At 71.9% G+C, this 15,203-nt stretch carries 19 protein-coding genes; 7 read left to right on the forward strand and 12 right to left on the reverse strand.

Translation table 11 applies throughout. From position 1 onward, the window contains the following. Positions 1–120: 120 nt before the first annotated feature. The 5 genes from thrS to QDS12_RS20060 form a co-directional block, all read right to left on the reverse strand. The gene (thrS, locus tag QDS12_RS20040; protein WP_279882467.1) at positions 121–2,043 is read right to left on the reverse strand and encodes a threonine--tRNA ligase; all 1,923 of its coding nucleotides are present in this window, start codon (positions 2,041–2,043) and stop codon (positions 121–123) included. A gap of 102 nt (positions 2,044–2,145) precedes the next feature. Further along, positions 2,146–3,348 carry a low temperature requirement protein A gene (locus QDS12_RS20045; protein WP_279882469.1) on the reverse strand — a complete coding sequence of 401 codons (1,203 nt, stop codon included), beginning with the start codon at positions 3,346–3,348 and terminating at the stop codon, positions 2,146–2,148. Positions 3,349–3,402: 54 nt separating this feature from the next. Beyond that, complete coding sequence (locus QDS12_RS20050; RefSeq protein ID WP_279882471.1) at positions 3,403–4,068, reverse strand: NAD(P)H-binding protein; 666 nt, start codon at positions 4,066–4,068, stop codon at positions 3,403–3,405. Between the two features lie 5 nt (positions 4,069–4,073). Next, entirely contained in the window at positions 4,074–4,469 is a 396-nt protein-coding gene (locus tag QDS12_RS20055; RefSeq protein ID WP_279882472.1) for a hypothetical protein, read from the reverse strand. A gap of 62 nt (positions 4,470–4,531) precedes the next feature. Beyond that, positions 4,532–5,017: a hypothetical protein gene (locus QDS12_RS20060; protein ID WP_279882474.1), complete on the reverse strand. Its 486-nt coding sequence runs from the start codon at positions 5,015–5,017 to the stop codon at positions 4,532–4,534. A gap of 81 nt (positions 5,018–5,098) precedes the next feature. Here QDS12_RS20060 and QDS12_RS20065 point away from each other — a divergent pair, with 81 nt between their 5' ends. Further along, positions 5,099–5,911: a TetR family transcriptional regulator gene (locus QDS12_RS20065; RefSeq protein WP_279882476.1), complete on the forward strand. Its 813-nt coding sequence runs from the start codon at positions 5,099–5,101 to the stop codon at positions 5,909–5,911. Positions 5,912–5,915: 4 nt separating this feature from the next. On the opposite strand, the gene QDS12_RS20070 is transcribed toward QDS12_RS20065, so the two are convergent. Further along, positions 5,916–6,461 carry a hypothetical protein gene (locus QDS12_RS20070; protein WP_279882478.1) on the reverse strand — a complete coding sequence of 182 codons (546 nt, stop codon included), beginning with the start codon at positions 6,459–6,461 and terminating at the stop codon, positions 5,916–5,918. Positions 6,462–6,588: 127 nt separating this feature from the next. Here QDS12_RS20070 and QDS12_RS20075 point away from each other — a divergent pair, with 127 nt between their 5' ends. Next, on the forward strand, positions 6,589–7,470 hold the full coding sequence (locus tag QDS12_RS20075) for a class I SAM-dependent methyltransferase (protein ID WP_279882480.1): 882 nt from the start codon (positions 6,589–6,591) through the stop codon (positions 7,468–7,470). Between the two features lie 64 nt (positions 7,471–7,534). Then, complete coding sequence (locus tag QDS12_RS20080; protein ID WP_279882482.1) at positions 7,535–8,527, forward strand: DUF2332 domain-containing protein; 993 nt, start codon at positions 7,535–7,537, stop codon at positions 8,525–8,527. A 25-nt stretch (positions 8,528–8,552) separates the two neighbouring features. On the opposite strand, the gene QDS12_RS20085 is transcribed toward QDS12_RS20080, so the two are convergent. From QDS12_RS20085 to QDS12_RS20095, 3 genes are read right to left on the reverse strand one after another with little or no spacing between them, the layout of a single operon-like run. Beyond that, positions 8,553–8,933, reverse strand: coding sequence for a VOC family protein (locus QDS12_RS20085; RefSeq protein ID WP_279882484.1), 381 nt, complete (start codon positions 8,931–8,933; stop codon positions 8,553–8,555). A 43-nt stretch (positions 8,934–8,976) separates the two neighbouring features. After that, a complete protein-coding gene (locus tag QDS12_RS20090; RefSeq protein WP_279882486.1) occupies positions 8,977–10,113 on the reverse strand; it encodes a DUF6596 domain-containing protein in 1,137 nt (378 codons plus the stop codon). Further along, positions 10,110–10,523: a YciI family protein gene (locus QDS12_RS20095; protein WP_279882488.1), complete on the reverse strand. Its 414-nt coding sequence runs from the start codon at positions 10,521–10,523 to the stop codon at positions 10,110–10,112. The genes QDS12_RS20090 and QDS12_RS20095 overlap by 4 nt, the downstream gene beginning before the upstream one ends. Positions 10,524–10,645: 122 nt before the next feature. Between QDS12_RS20095 and QDS12_RS20100 the strand changes: the two genes are divergently transcribed. Continuing rightward, positions 10,646–10,870 (forward strand): hypothetical protein, encoded by a 225-nt coding sequence (locus tag QDS12_RS20100; RefSeq protein WP_279882490.1) that lies wholly within the window; start codon positions 10,646–10,648, stop codon positions 10,868–10,870. Positions 10,871–10,996: 126 nt separating this feature from the next. After that, positions 10,997–11,875, forward strand: coding sequence for a MaoC/PaaZ C-terminal domain-containing protein (locus QDS12_RS20105; protein WP_279882492.1), 879 nt, complete (start codon positions 10,997–10,999; stop codon positions 11,873–11,875). Positions 11,876–11,978: 103 nt separating this feature from the next. Here QDS12_RS20105 and QDS12_RS20110 read toward each other — a convergent pair whose 3' ends face one another. Then, the gene (locus QDS12_RS20110; protein ID WP_279882494.1) at positions 11,979–12,164 is read right to left on the reverse strand and encodes a hypothetical protein; all 186 of its coding nucleotides are present in this window, start codon (positions 12,162–12,164) and stop codon (positions 11,979–11,981) included. A 155-nt stretch (positions 12,165–12,319) separates the two neighbouring features. Here QDS12_RS20110 and QDS12_RS20115 point away from each other — a divergent pair, with 155 nt between their 5' ends. Both QDS12_RS20115 and QDS12_RS20120 read left to right on the forward strand, forming a co-directional pair. Further along, entirely contained in the window at positions 12,320–12,442 is a 123-nt protein-coding gene (locus tag QDS12_RS20115) for a hypothetical protein (protein WP_279882496.1), read from the forward strand. Between the two features lie 6 nt (positions 12,443–12,448). After that, positions 12,449–13,054, forward strand: coding sequence for an RsmD family RNA methyltransferase (locus QDS12_RS20120; RefSeq protein WP_279882498.1), 606 nt, complete (start codon positions 12,449–12,451; stop codon positions 13,052–13,054). Here QDS12_RS20120 and QDS12_RS20125 read toward each other — a convergent pair. Then, positions 12,999–13,556 (reverse strand): metallophosphoesterase, encoded by a 558-nt coding sequence (locus tag QDS12_RS20125; RefSeq protein WP_279882499.1) that lies wholly within the window; start codon positions 13,554–13,556, stop codon positions 12,999–13,001. The two genes, QDS12_RS20120 and QDS12_RS20125, sit on opposite strands and share 56 nt — an antisense overlap. Before the next feature lie 15 nt (positions 13,557–13,571). Further along, a complete protein-coding gene (locus QDS12_RS20130) occupies positions 13,572–15,176 on the reverse strand; it encodes an amino acid permease (RefSeq protein ID WP_279882501.1) in 1,605 nt (534 codons plus the stop codon). Between the last annotated feature and the right edge of the window lie 27 nt (positions 15,177–15,203).

Here is a 15,203-nt window from a genome sequence, read left to right on the forward strand (position 1 = left end):
CGCTCACCTCTCGTCGTGGAACGCAAGGACCACTCAGAGGTTAGTGCGACAGGCGTCGCAGATACAAGGGTTACCGCGACACGGTGTCACATTCAGATACGGCCGCGCCGGCCGTCACGCTCAGACCTGCTCGTGGGACTCCACGGCGGCGACGATGCGCGCGATGGCGTCGGCGACCGGGACACCGTTCTCCTGCCGCCCGTCGCGGTAGCGGAAGCTGACGGCGCCGTTGGCGACGTCCTCCCCGCCCGCGATGAGCATGAACGGCACCTTCTGCAGCTGGGCGTTGCGGATCTTCTTCTGGAACCGGTCGGTCGACTCGTCGACCTCGACGCGGATCCCCTGCGCCTTGAGCTGCTTGGCGACGTCGTAGAGATAGTCAGCGAAGGCGTCGGCGACCGGGATCGCCTGCACCTGCACCGGTGCGAGCCACGGAGGGAACGCGCCCGCGTAGTGCTCGACCAGCACGCCGAAGAACCGCTCGATGGAGCCGAACTTGGCCGAGTGGATCATCACCGGCTGCTGCTTGGACCCGTCCGCGGCGACGTACTCGAGCCCGAACCGCGCCGGCTGGTTGAAGTCGTACTGGATCGTCGACATCTGCCAGGTACGGCCGATGGCGTCGCGCGCCTGCACGGAGATCTTGGGGCCGTAGAACGCGGCGCCGCCCGGGTCCGGGACCAGCTCGAGGCCCGACTCGGTCGCGACCTCCTCGAGGATCCGCGTCGCGGTCTCCCACTGCTCGTCGCTGCCGATGAACTTGTCGCTCTGCGGGTCGCGGGTCGACAGCTCGAGGTAGAAGTCGTCCAGGCCGAAGTCGCGCAGGACGCCGAGCACGAAGTCGAGCAGGTGCTTGATCTCGGCGGGCGCCTGCTCGGCGGTGACGTAGGAGTGGCTGTCGTCCTGGGTGAGGCCACGCACGCGGGTCAGGCCGTGGACGACGCCAGACTTCTCGTAGCGGTAGACCGTGCCGAACTCGAAGAGCCGCAGCGGGAGCTCGCGGTAGGAGCGACCGCGGCTCTGGAAGATGAGGTTGTGCATCGGGCAGTTCATCGCCTTGAGCTGGTACTTGCTGCCCTCCAGCTCCATCGGCGGGAACATCGTGTCCGCGTAGTAGGGCAGGTGTCCCGAGGTGTGGAACAGCCCGTCCTTGGTGATGTGCGGGGTGCCGACGTAGGAGAAGCCCTCCTCGATGTGCCGGCGACGGACGTAGTCCTCCATCTCCCGCTTGATGATGCCGCCCTTCGGGTGGAACACCGGCAGGCCGGAGCCGAGCTCGTCGGGGAAGGAGAAGAGGTCCAGCTCGCGGCCGAGCTTGCGGTGGTCGCGACGCTCCGCCTCCTCGATGCGGTGCAGGTGGGCGTCGAGCTCCTCCTGGGACTCCCAGGCGGTGCCGTAGATGCGCTGGAGCTGCTTGTTCTTCTCGTCGCCGCGCCAGTACGCCGCCGCGCTCCTCATCAGCTTGAACGCCGGGATCCGCCGGGTGGTCGGCAGGTGCGGCCCGCGGCAGAGGTCCTTCCACGCGACCTCGCCGTTGCGGTCGATGTTGTCGTAGATCGTCAGCTCGCCGGCGCCGACCTCGACGCTCGCGCCCTCGGCGGCGTCGTCGGACTGGCCGGAGCCCTTGAGGCCGATGAGCTCGACCTTGTAGGGCTCGTCGGCGAGCTCGGCGAGCGCGTCGGCGTCGGTGGTGACGCGGCGCGAGAACTTCTGGTTGGCCTTGACGATCTTCTTCATCAAGGACTCGATCTTGACCAGGTCCTCCGGAACGAAGGGCGTCGGCACGTCGAAGTCGTAGTAGAAGCCGTCCTGGATCGGCGGGCCGATGCCGAGCTTGGCCTCCGGGAACAGCTGCTGGACCGCCTGCGCCAGCACGTGCGCGGTGGAGTGCCGCAGGATGTCGCGCCCGTCAGGACTGTCGATCGCGACGCCCTCGATCTCATCACCCTCGGCAACGTCGTAGGACAGATCCTTCAGCGCACCGTTCACCCGGGCAGCGATGATGCTCGGGTCGTCGGCGAACAGCTCCCATGCCTTGCTCACAGCCTGAGCCTATCGGTGCGCGTCATCCCGTTATCCGCGCCCTCCGCAGCGCTCGACACACGCTCACGACGAGCCCGGCGGCTGACCGGCGGGGCCGGTGCGTCAGCCCACCTCACCCAGTCGGAAGTCGCGGGTGATGCGGCCGTAGTGGAACGCGTCGAAGGTGACCAGGCCGACGAAGGTCGCGGCGAGGATCGCGACGTTGGCCATCGGCAGCGCCGGTGCGAACGACATGCACGCACCGACCACGAGGAGCCACCCCGCGACGACCAGGCGCGGGATGCTCGGCTCGCCGCGCACGCGCCACCGGAGGGCGGACAGCGAGGCGAGGTAGAGCGCACCGCCGCCGTAGAGCCCGAACAGCGCGACGTCGGGCACGTCCACGCTCGACCAGGCGCCGTAATCGGCGACGTCGCCGATCAGGACGCGCAACCCGACCGCGACGAGGACGATGCCGGTGACCGCGGGCAGGTGCAGGTAGGTGAAGACGTCGCGCGCCAGGCGGGTGCGGTCGTCGCCGGTGGCCTCGCGCAGGCCGCGCTCGACGGAGACGGCGATCGCGTTGAAGTAGGTGCGCCACAGGGCGATCGCGAGCGCGACGCCGAGAAGTCCGACGCCCAGCAGCGGCCAGTCGATCGCGCTGTGGGACACCGCCGACGCGACGCTCACGACCGATTCCCCGATCGCGATGATCATGACCAGCGCGTGCCGTTCGGCGAAGTGGCCCGGCGCCGCGACGCGCCAGCCCCTGGCACCGCTCAGGAAGATGCCGAGGTAGTCGACCAGCACCGCGAGGATCCAGACGGCGAGCCGCATGTCGGTGTCGAGGAACGCCCCGACGAACAGCAGCACCAGCGCCACCGACGTGGTGGCGAGCGCGTTCTGGATCGTGTGGCGGAGGTCGCCGTCGCCATCGGCGGCGAACCAGTAGATGACCAGGTGCGCGAGCCGGATCACGGCGTACGCCACGACGAAGACGACGGGGCCGGGCAGTCCGCCGGGGAGGTCGACGAAGGCCTCGTGGATGGTGAGCGCGACGACGAAGTAGCCGGCCATCGCGAAGAACATCGCCAGGCGCAGCGGGCCCTCGTCGGCCCTCGCCTGGTTGCCCAGCCAGGCGTACGCCGTCCAGCCGAACCAGATCAGCCCCATCATCACCAGCCCCTCGGCGAGGCCGCGGCCGGTGAGCCGGTCGGTGATGCTCTCGCTCACCGCCGTGATCGCGTAGACGAAGACGAGGTCGAACAGCAGCTCCAGGGTCGTGACCCGGTGGGCGTCCCCCGTCGGCAAGAACCGCGTCGGCATGCGGTCAGCGTAGGGCCGACGTAGCCCCGGCCGCGCGCCCGATTCCCAGGTCCCTCACGATCGCCCGAGCAGCATGTCGAGCGTCCGGGTCCCCACCGGGAGACCGTGGCGGTCGTAGTAGTCGAACATCGCCTCGAGCCACGGGTGCTCGACCGACGCGTCGACCCTCGTCGCCCGCCGTCCGGCCTCCGCGGCGAGCTCCGCGGGCGTCGCCACGCGCGAGGCCAGCTCGTACGTCGCCCCGAGGTGGCCCTCGTGGGTCAGGACGACCGCCGCCGCCTCGCCGACGTCGGCCAGGTCCGCGAACCCGAAGACCGCGTCGACGTCGTAGGGAACCGCGAGATCGGCGCTGAGGTCGAGGTTCTGCAGGTAGGCGCCGGGCTGCAGGATCGTCCAGGTCAGACCCGACCGCCGGACCAGGTCCTCGGACCGCGCCTTGCCCAGGTGGTGCGGCATCGAGGGGACGTACGGCGCCGCGACCGAGTGGTAGACGACCCGAGGCACACCCGCCCTCCGCATCGCCTCGAGCGCCTCGGAGACGTAGCTCGGCTCGTCGGGGTGCATGTTGGGCGCGATGAGATACGCCGCCGCGCAGCCGGCCAGCGCGTCGACGAGGTGCGGCCACTCGGCCCTGCCGATGCTCACCGACGTCACCCCGCGGCCGGCCAGGGCGCCCCGCACCGCGCGGCCGGTCTTGCCGTTGCCGCCGACGACCGCCACCCGCATCAGCCGACGACCCCGCCGGGGGCGTGGCGCCGGCGCGCGGCCAGGACGAGACCCGCGAGGATGGCGTTCGCCAGCGCGGCGGCCGTCAGCACGAGGATCCCGACGACCACGGCGGTCACGGTGAACCACCCGGCCGGGTCGCCGGTCGCCCAGGAATGGCAGTCGCCCGCCGGCGTACACGAGGCCGTGCCGCTGCTGCTCGACGGGTCGGCACCGGGGATCAGGGACAGCAGACCGTAGACCGCGTAGAAGAGAGGAACTGCGAGCACGCTCAGCGGGAGGGTCGCGACCACCGCCGCGACGATCAGGGGCGTCGAGCCCGTCGTGAAACCCAGCGTCGCGAGGACCACGACGGTGAGCACGTACGCCGTGCCCCCCGGTGTCGGCCGCAGCATCGCGCTAGCCCTGGTCGCTCGGGCTCAACGAGCCGAGGACGCCGACGATCCACATGGGCACATCATGCGCCGAGCGCGCGCTCGGCGGCCAGCAGGCATCGTGGCACGAGCGCCCGGTGGGCGCCGCCGGCCACCTGCCAGGTCAGCCGTGCGGGCGGCCGGTGGAACACGAGCATCGTCGTCCACGTCAGGCCGACGTCGTCGATGTCGAACACCATGCGGCCCGACATCCGCCCACCTCCGGCTGCCAGGACCACGCGCTCCGGCGTCTCGAAGGCCACGCGCCACCCGGCGACGGTGCACGCCGTCCCGACCCGGGCGACCCTCAGGCCGAGGACGCCGCGCCAGACCAGGGTCGCGAACAGCCCGCCGCGGGCCTCGGCGCCCCGGAGGGCGGCCGCTGCCCAGGTCCTGGCGTCCTCCCGCGGACGAGCCTGGAGCCGGAACGCGTCGGCGTAGTCGGCGTCGAACGCGTCGAGCTCGTCGAGCTCGTCGAGGAGCGCGGGGTCGGGCTCGATCCGGGTGACGGCGGGGGCGGTGGTGGTCATCGGGAGCTCCTGAGATATACGGTGCCGTATACCTCAGCACCGTACTCCCGTCCGCTGGCCTGTCAACCGAGGAAGATCCAGATGCCCTACCAGCCGCGCGTCCCGCGCCTCCGTTGGGTCGAGACCGGACTCGAGCTGCTCGCCGCGGGCGGCCCGGAAGCCGTGCGGGTCGAGGCGATCGCCTCGATCCTCGGGGTCACGAAGGGTGGCTTCTACGGGTTCTTCGCGAACCGCGACGCGCTGCTCACCGCGATGCTCGACGAGTGGGAGCGGCGAAGCACCGACGCGGTCATCGACGAGGTCGAGTCGTCCGGCGCCGACGTACGGCAGCGGCTCGAGCGGGCAGGCCTGCGCACCTTCTCGAGCAGGATGCTCCCGGTCGACCTGGCCGTCCGCTCATGGGCACGTCAGGACGATGCCGTGGCAGAGCGGCTACGGCGCGTCGACAACGCGCGGATGGGCTATCTGCGGGCGCTCTACGGCAGCTTCGTCACCGACCCGGACGAGATCGAGGCGCGCAGCACCGCGTCCTTCGTGCTGGCGATCGGGCGGCACTTCCTCGCCGCCGACCACGGGGGACGTACGCCGGGTGAAGCGGCGGAGCTCGCGTTCGACCGCCTGCTCCTGAGCGGCCTCGACGCCACCCGGGTCGTCACGGCGTCGCGGCTCGTCACGGCTCCCGCCGAGGCGATCACCGCGCTCCTCGCCGAACCCGCCTGGCGGCGGCTCGACCGGGCGTGGCGCTGGCGGGTCGAGGCGCTCACGGGCGACCGCACGCTGGTGACGTGCTCCTACGACAGGGCTGCCCACGAGGGCGCGTCGGCCGTCCGGGAATCCGACCTGCGCGCCGCGCTGGACCAGGTCGTCGCTCTCGCGTGCCCTCCGGAGCCGTGATCAGTCAGTACCCGTAGCCGCCCGAGCCGGTTCCCGTCGAGCCTGTGCTGGGCGGCATGCTGACCTTTCCCCCGGTCGTGGCCGCGGACCACTGGAAGCTCGTGCCCTGGAACTCGTCCTTGAACCCGTTCCCCCGCAGCTGGTGGGCGCCCTCCTGGGTGAAGGTGTAGAGCGGATGCCCCGCCAACGCCAGCTGGGTGCCCCCATCGGGACGGCTGACAGCGGAGAAGGTCTCCGCCAGCGTCGAGCTCGCCTGCTCGGCCTGCTGCCCGGACGCCATCAGCGGCTTCCAGAAGTGGGTGCAGGCGCCGACGCAGAGGATGTGGTCGGGCGTCTCTCCGCTCGCGTCGTAGAGCGTGTGGCCGTCGGAGGTCGCCAGCGTGCTCGTGCCGTCGACGGAGGCCATCGCGACGATCGCGCGGCCTGCGGAGGAGGCGCCGGTCGAGCCGCCCGAGGTCGAGGCGTTGCTGGAACCGCAGGCGGCGACAGCGAGTGCGATGGCGCCGAGAGCCGTCGCGGGCTTCAGAGTTCGGAGTGTTCGTGCGTTCATGGGTGAAGCACGATCTGCACCCCGGTGAGGGTTCATCCGGATCGCGGCGAAGGCGCCGTCGGTCACTTACGTCCGCGCGCAGGGACGGCACCTGGACCCGAGGCCTCCGAGACACCATGCTTGCGCCGTGCGCCCCAGCGAACGCGCCGCGAGCCGGACCGCGGTCCTCGTCTGCCAGGGCCGGGCAGCGGCCGACCGACGCCTGGCTCCGGGCCGTTTCTCCGATCCGATCGCCGTCGACCTGCTCCGGGCCGACGAGCGCACGGTCGTCGAGCAGGTGCGAGCCGCGACTCCGCCGGCCGGGTGGTCGGAGCGGGCGGCGTACGAGGCGGTTCGGGCCTGCGCCGACGTCGTCGCCGCGCGCACCGTCGCCATCGACGACGCCCTGCATGACCGCCCGCATCCCCAGCTCGTGATCCTCGGCGCGGGGCTCGACACCCGCGCCTGGCGGCTCCCCCAGCTCGCCGACGTCGACGTGACGGAGGTCGACCACCCCGCCTCCCAGGGCGACAAGCGCGTCCGGCTCGGCGATCGGCCACCGATCGCGCGGACGCTCCGCTTCGCCGCTGTCGATCTCGCCGTCGACGAGCTCGACGAGGCGCTGGACGCCAGCGGTCACGACGCCGAGGTGTCGACCACGTGGCTGTGGGAGGGGGTCGTGCCCTACCTGACGCGCGAGGAGGTCGTCAGGACGCTGCGGGCGGTCGGCCGCCGATCGGCGCGGGGAAGCTCGCTGATCGTCAACTACCAGACCCCTTCCCTCCGCGCGCGCTTCGGCCGCCGGCTCACCGAGATCGCCGCAGTGCTCGGCCTCCAGGAGACGGCCACCGCGAACGAGCCGTGGCGCACCCTGCTGACGCCCGCGCAGATGGCGAGCCTGCTCGTCGACGCGGGGTTCGGCATCCACGCGGACGAGGACCTGCTGGCCGTCTCCCGACGTCTCGGCCTCGACTCGACGGCCCGCATCTCGCTGCAGAACGGCCGCGTGGCCGTGGCGCTCCGACACTGAGCCGTCGAGAGCCCGGCAGGGGGGTGGCGTACGTCGTCCGCCGGGTCGTCGCCACAATCGCGACGTGCTCCTCTATGACGACATCGCGGCCGAGTACCTCGACTTCGCCGCCTACGCGACCGGGGACTCCGAGACGTTCCGCGACTGGTCGTCGCGGATCGCCGCCGACGACGAGGTGCTGGCGTGGCTCGCCGAGCTGCCCCCGGTCAAGCACCAGCCGAACCTCGTCTTCGCGGCCGCTCGCTTCCACGGCGTCCCGGCTCCGGCACGCTACGGCGTCCTGCGCGATGCCCTGCTCGGCGACGAGGGTCCGATCCGCGCGACGATCCTGTCCCGGGCGACCCAGACCAACGAGGTCGGGCGGCTCGCCACCCTGCTGCCGGCGTTCGCGTCCCTCGGCGCCGAGCCGCTGGCGCTTCTCGAGGTCGGCGCGTCCGCCGGGCTGTGCCTCTACCCCGACCGCTGGGCCTACGAGTGGGTGACCGACGCGGGCGTCGTACGGCTGGGCGAGCCGACCGCCGGACCCGCGTCCGTCCTCACCTGCCGCGCCAAGGGCGACGCCCCGCTCCCCCGAACCGTCCCGCCCATCGTCTGGCGCGGCGGCCTCGACCTCAACCCGCTCGACGTCACGAGCACCGACGACATGGCGTGGCTGACCACCCTGGTCTGGCCCGAGCACGACGACCGCCGGGAGCGCCTCGCGCACGCGATCGACGTGGCGGCGGCCGACCCGCCGCGTCTGCGGCGCGGCGACCTGCTGACCGACCTGTCCGCGCTGGTCGACGAGGCTTCCGCCCACGGGACCGTCGTCGTCTTCCACTCAGCGGTCATCGCCTACCTCGAGCCGACCGACCGGCTCGCCTTCGACACGATGATGCGCGAGCTCGTCGCCGCGGGCAGGTGCCACTGGGTGAGCAACGAGGGCAAGCGGGTGCTGCCCAGCATCACCGCGACCGGTCCCGCGATCCCCGAGGAGAAGCAGACGTTCGTGCTCGGCGTCGACGGGCTGGCCGTCGCCCACACGCACGGGCACGGCCGATCCATGCGGTGGCTCTAGTCCTGCCGGCACATGCCTCCGCCTCCTACTCCGACCCGGCGATGCCGACGAGGTTCCCGGCGGGATCACGGAAGTGGGCGACCGTGACCCCGCCGCCCTCGTTCCGCTGCGGCTCCAGCGCGACCGTCGCTCCGAGGGACTGCGCCTGGGCGAGGACCTCGGCCACGTCCGAGACCCCGACGTAGAAGATGGCATGGCTCTCGAACCCCGGCCCGCCCCCGATGCCGCCGGCGGCGGGGCCGGCACCCGGGGCGGGCGCGATGAACGAGTACTCGGTCGGCAGCGAGACGGCCTCGGCGACCGGCGAGCCGGGAGGGGCGTCCCAGCCGAACAACCGGGAGTAGAAGTCGCGCAGCGCGGCCGGGTCCGGACCGATCAGCTCCACGTGGACGACGGGGTTTCCCAAAGAGGCACACTGCCACCGCCCGTGCCGTGACGGGACCTGCTTTTCAGCTGCCTGCGTGGAGCCGGGCCGCCTGTCGGGTCAGGTGGTCGCGCTCGGCGCTGTTGGGCGCCCGGTCCGCGGCGACGACGTAGAGCCGGGCGGCCTCGGCGAGGTTCCCGGCTCGCTCCTGGAGGTACGCCGCCACGGCGTCCCGGCGGGGCAGGTCGGGGTCGAGCGACTCCACGACGGCCAGGGCCGCCTGCGGGCCCTCGACCTCAGCCAGCGCCACCGCACGGTTGAGCGCGACGACCGGGTTGTCCGAGAGTCGTGCCAGCTCGTCGTACCACTCGAGGATCTGGGGCCAGTCGGTCTCCGCGGTGGTCGGGGCGTCGTCGTGCAGCGCCGCGATGGCGGCCTGCGTCTGGTACTCGCCGAGCCGGTCGCGCGCGAGCGCCGCCTGCAGGATGGCGACGCCCTCCGTGATCATCGCGGCGTCCCACCGGGCGCGGTCCTGCTCGGCGAGAGGGACGATCTCGCCCGTGGCGGTACGTCGCGCGTCCCGGCGAGCGTGGTGGAGCAGCATCAGCGCCAGCAGGCCGGCGACCTCGGGGTCGTCGCACGTCGACGCCAGCTGCCGCGTCAGGCGGATCGCCTCACCGGCGAGGTCGACCTCGCCGGTGAAGCCCTCGTTGAAGACGAGGTAGAGGACCCGCAGCACCGTCCGGATGTCACCGGGGCGCGTGAACCGCTCGCCCGAGACGATGCGCTTCGCCCGGGAGATCCGCTGGGCCATCGTCGCCTCGGGGACCATGAACGCCTGCGCGATCTGGGCGGTGGACAGGCCACCCACCGCCCGAAGGGTGAGCGCGATCGCGGAGGCCGGTGTGAGGGCGGGATGGCAGCAGCGGCTCAGCAGGAGCAGGGTGTCGTCGGCCTGCTCGGCCGGACCCGGCTCGGGCTCGCGGAAGACCCGGAGCTCGCGCTGGCGTCGCGCGCTCTCCGAGCGCTGCGCGTCGACCAGCTTGCGGCCCGCCACCCGGACCAGCCAGGCCTTCGGATCGTCGGGCACGCCGTCGGGCCAGCGGCGTACGGCCTCCAGGAGCGCCTCCTGCACGGCGTCCTCGGCAGCCCCGAAGTCGGCTCCGCGGCGGACGAGGACGCCGAGGACCTGCGGCGACAGGTCCCGCAGCGGCTCGGTCATTCGGTGATCGTGGGCGGAGCGCTCAGGAACGGGCGGACCTCGATCCACTCCCTGATCGGCTCCCCGCCGGGGCCGGGCGCCGAGGACGCGTACGCCGCCGCCTCGTAGGCCCGCTCCTGGGAGTCGACGTCGATGATCCACCAGCCCGCGATCAGGTCCTTGGTCTCGGCGAACGGGCCGTCGGTGACCGGTGGCTTGCCCTCCCCGTCATACCTGACGAACGTGCCCTCGGGCGAGAGCCCCTGCGCGTCGACGAACTCGCCGCGCTCCTTGAAGTCGTCGGTCGCCCGGAGCATGAAGGCCATGTGCGCCTCGACCTCGGCCGGGGTCCACTGGTCCATCGGCACCAGGCCGCCAGGGGCGATCTCGTGGTCGCCGCGGTAGTGCTTGAGCAGCAGGTACTTCGTCATCGTCTCTCCTCGCGCTGGTGCGGCGCTTCTCGCCGCTGTCGACCCTAGGACGAAGCCGTCCGGCACTTCTCGACATACGACGGTCATCGCGTTTGGTCTCCGCCACCCGGGTACCGACCCCCATGACCTACACCGACGAGCAGCTCGAGGCAGTCCAGCACGTCGTGGAGCGCGTCGCCGCGAACTGGGACGCCGCGACCACTGACAAGGTCGACGAGGAGCTGGGGCACGCGCTGCAGGAAGCCGGCGTCGAGCTCGACGCCGAGGACGTCTACACCTTGGCGAGCGCCATCGAGACCAACCACGGCACGGTCACCGCGTCGAAGGTCCTCACAGCCTCTCGATGATGGTGACGTTCGCTTGACCGCCGTCGCGGGGAGGACGTACGCCGCCCCGGGTGCCACCATCGGACCGCCATGGTCCTCGGCCACCTGGCCGCCGAGTCCCTCGCCGACACCCCGGAGGTGAACTGAATGCCCATCGATCCCGACAAGGCCATCGGTGCCGCGCTGCCCGACCAGCCCTTCTCGTGGACGACGTCCGACGTGCTGCTCTACCACCTGGCGATCGGCGCCGGGCAGCGGCCGGAAGACCCCGTCGACGCGGCCGCGTTGCGCTACACCTTCGACGACGAGCGCCTGCAGGTGCTGCCGTCGTTCGGGATCGTCGCCCCCAACTTCCACCGGACCGACCCGCCCGCGCTCGACATCCCGGGCGTCGACATCGACCTGGCCCAGGTCCTGCACGGCTCGCAGTCGGTGACCGTGCACGGGCCGATCCCCCGCTCGGGAGCGGCGACACTGCAGACCCGGGTCAGCGACATCTGGGACAAGGGCAAGGCGGCCGTCATCGTGCAGTCGGGCACGGCCGTGTCCGACGACGGCGACCCGCTCTGGACCGTCTCGTCGGCGATCTTCGTGCGTGGCGAGGGCGGCTGGGGCGGCGACCGCGGACCGTCCACCGCGGTCGCGCTGCCCGAGCGTGCGGCGGACGCGGAGACGACGTACGCGGTCGCGCCCCAGCAGGCCCTCCTCTACCGCCTGTGCGGTGACCGCAACCCGCTGCACGCCGACCCCGCCTTCGCGGCCCGGGCCGGCTTCCCGCGGCCGATCCTGCACGGGCTGTGCTCCTACGGGATCGTGCTGCGCGAGGTCACCGAGCTGCTCCTCGACCGGGATGCCTCCCGGGTCGGCGGCTTCACCGCCCGGTTCGCGGGCATCGTGTTCCCCGGCGAGTCGATCCGGGTCGAGGCCTGGGACGAGGGCGCGTCCATCCTCGTGCGGGCGAGCATCGCCGGCGGCGAGCGCGACGGGTCCCCCGTCCTCTCCGACTGCGTGGTGACGAAGGCGTGACGCCCGGCCGTGCGTCGGGCCTCCAGCTGGGCGATGGGTCGTACTTCGGGCGACGCGCTGGACGGCACGCCGCCCGAAGCTGACCCCCTCCCCCCATGAGGCTTCAGAGGCGCGTGACCATCCGCGCCGCGCGGCGGCGGATCCGCGCCGGTAGGGCGGCCGCCAGGCCTGCGCGAGCGCGACGGTACTGCTCGAGCTCGTGCGGCGTGGGCCGGTGCCCGAAGAGTCGGGTGAACTGCTCGACGATGGACTGGTCGCCGGCCTCGGCGGCGTAGTAGCTGGTCGTCATGGCAGACGCTCCCTCAGGCCCGCTACACGAGCGCCTGCTCTTCGACGCCGCGCCACGAGAATGACCCGAGACGGTAAAAATGGCAAGAGGTGTTCAGCAGGCGGTCACCGCCGGCGCCACCGGCCGAGAAGTGCCCAGGTTGGGTACCGCGCGTCATGACCACCACACCGACCGATCCTGACGACCCGCGCGTGACACCGGACCCGCCGAACCCGATCGAGCCCGGGCACGAGCCAGGCCCCGGCGCCGAGCCCCAGCCGGACGACGGGGTCGGCTGAGCTCGCGTGCCGGAGACGATGACCTTCGCCGGCCTCCGGATCGCGTACGACGAGCGAGTCCTCGCCCCTCGGACGTGGACCGCGCTGCAGGCGGAGTGGGCGGCCGACGTGCTCGACGAGGCGCCCGACGGGCCCGTCCTCGAGCTGTGCTCCGGCGCCGGCCAGATCGGGCTGCTCGCCATCAGCCGCCGGCCACGGCGGCTCGTCTGCGTCGACGACTCGGCCGTCGCGTGCTCCTACGCCCGCCGGAACGCGGAGGCCGCGGGCCTGGGCGACCTGGTCGAGGTGCGGGAGCGCGACCTCGCCCACGCCGCAGCGCCCGACGAGCGGTTCGCGCTCGTGCTCGCCGACCCTCCCTGGGTCCCGACGGCGGACACCGACCGCCACCCCGCGGATCCGCCCGAGGCGATCGACGGCGGCCCCGACGGGCTCGACGTCGCGCGAGCCTGCCTGCGGGTCGCCGCTCCCCTGCTCCTCCCGGGCGCGTCCGTCCTCCTCCAGCTCGGCACGAGGGAGCAGGCCGACACGCTGGCCGCGCAGCTGACCGACCTCGTCCTCACGGAGGTCCGTCAGGGCGAGGGCGGGGTCGTCGTGCTCCTGGGCGCCGGGTGAGCAGCGGGAGCCGGTGGAGGACGACGTCGTCGAGACGGCCCGCGTCGGCGATCGCCGTCAGGTAGGTGCAGAACGGCTGGCGGCGCCGGTCGGTGGGCGAACCCGGGTTGAGCAGGCGCAGCCCCGTGGGGGTCGTCGTGTCCCACGGGATGTGGCTGTGCCCGAAGACGAGGACGTCGATCTCGGGGTACTCCGCGCTGCACCGCCGCTCCCGGCCCTGGCTCGGACCGGTCTCGTGCACCACCCCGACGCGCAGGCCTTCGACCTCGACGCGCGCGACCTCGGGGAGCCGCTCCCGCAGGACGCCGTGGTCGTTGTTGCCGTGGACGCCGACGAGTCGGCGGGCCCGCCGCTCCATCTCGTCGAGGAGGGACACGTCGACCCAGTCGCCCGCGTGGACGACCAGGTCGGCGGCCTCCACCTCAGCCCACAGCGCGGCCGGCAGGTCTCTGGCGCGCTGGGGCACGTGGGTGTCGGAGACGATCAGCAGGCGCGTCGACATACCGCGACCGGCTCGTCAGGTCTGCCGCTCGGCGGCACTCGCCTCGAGCTCGTCGTGGAGGTGGTGGCGCAGGCCTCGGTCGGGCCGGGCCAGGACGAAGTAGACGGTCCCCACGAGGGCGATCACGAACATCACCAGCAGCGTGATCCAGTCGAGGTTGAAGTAGGCCCTCGGCGAGGACAGACCGGTCGGGAGCACGACGTTGACCAGCATCAGCCCGAGGTAGAGCAGGGCCAGCCAGGTCACGACCGTGCCCCAGCGGCCGAGCGTGAACCGCCCCTCGGGCACCCAGCCGCGGGACCGGGCGACGGCGGCGGCGATCACCGTCAGCAGGAACGACAGGTAGATGCCGCTCACCCCGAAGGAGACCAGGGCCACCAGCGCGTTCACCCCGCCGGGGTAGGTGATGAACCCGAAGTGCTTGTCCTGGGCGGGCGAGGCGAACACCAGCAGCACGAACAGGGTCGTGACGACCGCTCCGGCGATCAGCGCGTTGACCGGCGTACGGAACCGCGGGTGCACGCGCCTGATCCAGGCGGAGCCGGGGAGGGCGCCGTCGCGCGAGTAGGAGAACGCCAGCCGACTGCCGGCGCCCTGGATCGAGGTGCCACAGGAGAAGAACGCGAAGATGATCATCAGCAGCAGGAAGTCCTGGATCCAGGACGGGAGCTGTCCGAGGATGGACGGTACGCCGCCCGCGACCGCGTCGCTGACCCCCTTGGCGCCGTCGCCCGGGACCGCCAGCAGCAGTGCGGCCGTCAGGACGATCGAGCCGATGCCTCCCCAGATCACGGCCAGCCGCATGGCGCGCGGCACCTGCCGCCCGGCGTCCTTGGTCTCCTCGGAGATGTCGCCGGCCGATTCGAAGCCGTAGTAGATGTAGACCGGCGCCAGCACGGCGACCAGGCCGGCGGCCAGCCAGCTTCCGTGGAAGTCGAGGCCGAGCGCGTTCGTCGACGCGTGGGTCTGCCCCTGGGTCGAGAACAGGTAGCCGAGGCCGTGGTGGAAGCCGTGGATGGCCAGGATGATCGCGATGCCGAACGTGCCGACGATCTCGACGTAGACGCCGAACTGCGCGACGCGGCCCATGACCTGCGCGCCGGTGATGTTGAGGACGGTCTGGATCAGCAGCAGCCCGACCGTGATCAGCAGGATGGTGAGGTGGTCGGCGGGATCGAGGTTCCAGCCGAACCAGTTGTGCGTGAGCGCGGCGAAGTAGCCCACGACGCCGGTGTCGACGGCGGCGACCGTGATGAGCAGCGCGAGGCCGTAGAACCAGCCGACGAACCAGCCGTAGCCGGGGCCGACGCTGAACTTGGAGTACTGGTAGAGGGCACCCGCGACCGGGTAGTGGCTGGCGAGCTCACCGAAGACCAGCGCGACCAGCAGCATCCCGGCGATCGGGATGAGGTTCAGCCAGATGTACGCCGGCCCGCCGGTGCCGAGGCCGAGCACGAACAGGGAGTAGATGCCCACCATCGGCGAGAGATAGGTGAACGCGACCGAGAAGTTGGCGAAGAGCCCGAGGACTCGACGCAGCTGCGGTTGGTAGCCCAGGCTCGCCAGGCGAGCGTCATCAGCGTCATGCCCGGCGCCGGCCTGCGCACCCTCTTCGCTCATCGCGTTCTCCTCTCTGTGGCCGACTCG

The organism is Nocardioides sp. CER19 (genome assembly GCF_029846275.1).
In the GTDB taxonomy this organism is placed as follows: Bacteria; Actinomycetota; Actinomycetes; order Propionibacteriales; family Nocardioidaceae; genus Nocardioides.